This is a genomic window from Microbacterium sp. ISL-103, assembly GCF_018613995.1.
In the GTDB taxonomy this organism is placed as follows: domain Bacteria; phylum Actinomycetota; class Actinomycetes; order Actinomycetales; family Microbacteriaceae; genus Microbacterium.
The window spans coordinates 1-2,845 of sequence record NZ_JAGGPD010000212.1; the positions used below are offsets into that span (position 1 = coordinate 1).

2 protein-coding genes are annotated in these 2,845 nt (G+C 66.4%); one reads left to right on the forward strand and one right to left on the reverse strand.

Annotated elements, in window-relative coordinates; translation table 11 throughout:
• Positions 1-1,368: amino acid permease (locus J7E68_RS08680; protein WP_215171754.1), on the reverse strand; the 1,368-nt coding region annotated here is incomplete at its 3' end.
• 156 nt (positions 1,369-1,524) lie between these two features.
• On the opposite strand from J7E68_RS08680, the gene J7E68_RS08685 reads away from it, so the two are divergent.
• The coding region (locus J7E68_RS08685) for a glutamine synthetase family protein (RefSeq protein WP_215171756.1) at positions 1,525-2,845 on the forward strand (1,321 nt) is incomplete at its 3' end.

Consider the following 2,845-nt stretch of genomic DNA (forward strand, 5'->3'; position numbering starts at 1 on the left):
CGGGCCGAACGGCGGGTTCAGCAGGAAGCCGACGAAGATCAGTGCGGCGATCACGAGGGCGATGACCGCACCCGGGATGCCCCACGGGCTGACGTAGGGGCGATCGACGTTCGGGAACTTCTTGCGCAGGATGATGAACGACACGAGCTGCAGGCCGTAGGCGACGACCGCGCCCCACACGGCGATGTTCAGCACGATCGCACCGGCCACGGTGCCCGCGCCCTCGGAGTCGACCGCGGTGAGCACGTCGAGCACGATCAGCGCGACGAAGCCGATGGCTGCACCCACCGTGAGGGCGACCCAGGGCGTCTGGCGTTTTCCGGTGAGGGAGAGGAAGCGCGGGTAGTACCCGGCACGGGAGAGCGAGTACATGTTGCGTCCGTAGGCGAACATGATGCCCTGCAGTGAGGCGAGCAGACCGATCAGCGCGAACAGCGCGAGCACGGCGGCGAGTTGATCGCCGACGATCGCGCGGAACCCGTCGAGCAGCGGCTCGCCCGCCTTTCCGGTGGCTTCAGCGCCGATGACTCCGGTGTTGAGGAAGAGTACCAGGAGGCCGGTGACGATGAGCGTGCCGCGGGCCCAGAAGCCGGCCTTCGGGATGTCGCGGGTCGGGTTGTGCGACTCCTCGGCCGCGAGCGGAAGCTCTTCGATGCCGAGGAAGAACCACATCGCGAACGGAAGGGCGAACAGGATCGGCAGAACGCCGTGGGGGAGGAACGCGGTCTGGCCCTCGTCGGGGACGATGTCCCACAGGGCGTCCCACGAGAACGCCCCCGAGAACAGCGCCATCGCCGAGAACACCAGGATGATTCCGATCGAGATCACCGAGACGACGATCGCGAAGCGGAACGAGATCGCAGCCCCCGCGGAGTTCAGGGCGATGAAGACGATGTAGAGGATGAGGTACCAGGCCCACCCGGGAAGCTCGAGGCCGAGCAGCTCGCTCGTGATGCCGTTGGCATACGACGCCGAGAAGTAGACGATCACCGCCGTGGTCGCGACATATTCGATCGTCTCGGCGGCGCCGGTGACGAGTCCGCCCCACGGGCCCATGGCCGAGCGGGCGAAGGAGTACGCGCCTCCGGTGTGCGGCATCGCGGCCGCCATCTCGCCGATCGCGAAGATCATGCCGTAGTACATCGCGACGAGGATCACGAAGGCGATGAGCATCCCGCCGAAGCCCGCGAAGTCGATGCCGAAGTTCCACCCGGAGAAGTCGCCCGAGATCACCGCGGCGACCGCGAGGCCCCACAGGCCCCAGACTCCGGCGGACCTCTTCAGGGTCCGTTTCTCGAAATAGTCTCTCCCGGCACGTGTATAGGTCGCTCCGGCAACCTTGCGGGATTCATTGCTCTGCTGGGACATCCGCTCTCCGTTCGCATGCGTGCAGGCGCCGGGTGCACCTTGCGGATGATTGTGACAGTCAATGGTGGTTTCGTCTACCTTTAAACGACGAGGTGATCTACTCTGAGGGCGAAGCCGGTCGGCCGATCGCTTCACCGCACGAGAACGGAGCGTCAGATGTCGGGCAACCTGAGCATCGAACAGCTGGATGCCGGCATCGCCGCCGGCGAGATCGACACGGTGATCGTGGCCTTCGCGGATGCGCAGGGGCGACTGGTCGGCAAACGCGTGTCGGCACGGCTGTTCCAGGAGGACATCCTGGCTCACGGCGCCGAGGCGTGCGACTACCTGCTCTCGGTCGACGTCGACATGAACACGGTCGACGGCTACGCGATGTCGGGCTGGGACCGCGGGTATGGCGACATGGTGCTGAAGCCCGACGCCGAGACGCTGCGCAACATCCCCTGGCTCGACGGCACGGTGCTCGTCATGGCCGACCTCGTCTGGCAGAACGGCGAGCCCGTCGGCCCGTCGCCGCGTGCGATCCTCGATCGCCAGCGCGACCGCCTCGCCGAGCGGGGCTGGACCGCGTACTCGGGCACGGAGCTCGAGTTCATCGTCTTCGACAACACGTACCGCGACGCGTGGGCGCGCAAGTACGACGCCCTTACACCCGCGACCGACTACAACGTCGACTACAACCTGCTCGCCTCGACCCGCATGGAGCCGCTGCTGCGCGATATCCGCAACAGCATGGACGGCGCCGGGATGTACTGCGAGGGAGTGAAGGGCGAGTGCAACTTCGGTCAGCAGGAGATCGCATTCCGCTATGCCGAGGTGCGCGAGACCGCCGACCAGCACGCGATCTACAAGAACGGTGCGAAGGAGATCGCCGAGCAGCACGGGCAGTCGCTCACCTTCATGGCCAAGTTCAACGAGCGCGAGGGCAACAGCTGTCACATCCACTTGTCGCTGCGCGACGAGGCGGGCGCTCCCGTGATGGCGGGCGACGGCGAGCACGGCTTCAGTCCGGTGATGGAGCACTGGATCGCCGGCATCCTCGCGACTCTGCGGGAGTTCACGCTGCTGTTCGCACCCAACATCAACTCGTACAAACGCTTCGCGAAGGGCAGCTTCGCCCCGACCGGAGTCGCGTGGGGCATCGACAACCGCACGTGCGCTCTGCGCGTGGTCGGGTCGGGATCGGGACTGCGCGTCGAGAACCGCGTGCCCGGCGGAGACGTGAACCCGTACCTCGGCATCTCGGCGATCATCGCCGGTGGCCTGTACGGCATCGAGAACGAGCTGCCGCTGCCCGAGCGTTTCACCGGCAACGCCTACGAGGACGCGGTCGACCATCTGCCCACCACTCTTCGTGAGGCCGCCAAGCTCTTCAGCGAATCGACCATCGCCCGGGCGGCGTTCGGCGACGACGTGGTCGAGCACTACCTGAACCAGGCGCGCATCGAGGTCGACGCCTACGACGCGTCCGTCACCG